General features: G+C 47.1%; 1 protein-coding gene. It reads right to left on the bottom strand.

Annotation, left to right across the window (positions count from 1 at the left end; genetic code table 11):
• Positions 1-98 precede the first annotated feature (98 nt).
• Positions 99-2,017: T9SS type A sorting domain-containing protein (locus KKH67_02070; protein ID MBU1317961.1), on the bottom strand; the 1,919-nt coding region annotated here is incomplete at its 5' end.

Genomic DNA, 2,017 nt, shown 5'->3' with positions numbered 1-2,017 from the left:
GCGACACTGGCTACAACCAACAGTGAGAGTGCTGCTACTACGGTCACTGTTGCAAATCTATGGTTCTGCATTGTAGTTCTCCTTATAAGAAATCAACTCTATTTCAATAGCATCATCTTCTGGGTCTTTGTGAAATCAGCCGCTCGCATCTTGTAGAAATACAATCCAGAGGCAACATCTCCGCCCTGTTCATTCTTGCCATCCCAGATGACTGTATTAGGTCCTGCGGGTCGCTCATCATTCACGAGTGTTCTTACTCTCTGCCCTAGAATGTTGTAAACGACTATCTCCACAATGCAGGATTTGGCAAGAGAGTAGTCTATTCGGCATGAGGGATTGAATGGATTGGGATAGCTGTTTGAAAGGGAGAACTCAAGCGGAACCTGTTCTTCTTCGTCAAGGGCAGTTATCTTCGACGGTGTTCCAGGAAGTCCTGGTTCAAATTGGCAGTTATAGTCAGCTTCAGGATCGTATGGGCCACAGTCCCAAAAAGAAGCTGGCCCTTCGCTTAAAGCCGGAGTAAATGCAATACTTCCCAATCCTCCTGACTCGAACTTGCTGGAATCCGGGATGGGCCATTGTCCCCAGTAATTGTACTGTGCATTGAGAGTTCCTAGTCCAGAGAAGTGCACGCATCTGGAATTCGCCTCTGATGTATCGATATATACACTATTGAGCCCGGAATCAGATGCACTTCCAAAATCTGCTTTAGTGCTTGTTGCCCAAATGCCAGTTTCTGCCTGAATGATCTTCGTGGAGCGCATGTTGAACGAACCCATCACGTACGAGTACACTCCTATCTCCATGTTAGCTCCGTCTGCATAAAGAGCACAATCCGTGATGTCCGTCGATGTCTTGCCTACCGAGTGGATACCAGCACTATAGCTACCTTCTATGACAGACTCTCTTATCTTCAGAGTGTCCGAGGCACTGCCTGCTTGATGAAAAATCCCGTACAGGCAACTGTCAGAAGTGCTGTGGATCCGAACACCCTCAATTGTTCCTCCGAGGCCGCCCAAATACATTCCATATTTGCAGTTCTCGACAGATACCAGATGGTTGAAATCATAAACATCGTCTCCAGAAACTCTGATCCCATACCCGTCCACGATGTTCCTTATACGGACAGGTTCATGGCAATTGAAGTCGGGGTCATCGTAATCCTCAAAAGTCACATCACTTGAAGCTAAAAACATCCCCCCCACCTCACAATCCTCGATGATGAATGAGTGCTCATCATTCTGAATTCCGAGAGTGAAATGCCCGGAGGATGTATCCTCAAAGCTGATGCCCAAATAGGCGTCCTGAATTAGGACCTTGGAGAAATAGAGGTTTTCGAGCCTACCGTTGTCCACAACTCTGATACCGTACCAGGATCCGACTGAGTCATTGGCGGATTTCAACATAGCTTGGTTTTCAAACTGCAATAGCCCCTTCACGATGATCTCTGGTTTATCAACATCAGCACCAGCTGAAAGCCAGTCCCTACTGTGGAACTGAACGTAGGATATGCTGCTGTCTGTTGCTGACCAAATGGCCAGAGTGTCATCTGAATCGACGACTATATCACCCCCGATTTCACAGTTAGCCAGACATCCAGAAAGGCTTCCAAATAAGCCTACGTTTTCGAGCTTGTAAAGATATCCCTCTCCGGGTTGAAGCGTTGCAGTAAATGAGCATGTACTGTGTCCATACGCAATGACCGTGTCATTTGATGATTGATCGATTATTGCGTAGTTAGTGGAACCATTACTGCCTCCCGGCTGCAGGTATACAGTGACTTCGTTTTCCTCACTCGACAGTAATCTCCTGTTGACCAGCATGAAGTAATTGTCGCCCGTCTGCGTATGCTCGAATACAGCTGCTTCAATCCAATTGGGATCGTATTCACCGGTGACACTGTCAATGAATTCGATTGTTTGGCTGTCAATCAGCCCGACTTCGACAAGATTACAGTTGTTGAGGATGGACCCCATCGGTTTTGCACGAGCAAGAATCCCTTGCGCCCATTCTCCTT

This window comes from Candidatus Zixiibacteriota bacterium, from assembly GCA_018820315.1.
Classification (GTDB): Bacteria; Zixibacteria; MSB-5A5; order JAABVY01; family JAHJOQ01; genus JAHJOQ01.
This window is presented reverse-complemented; position numbering and strand designations above follow the sequence as displayed.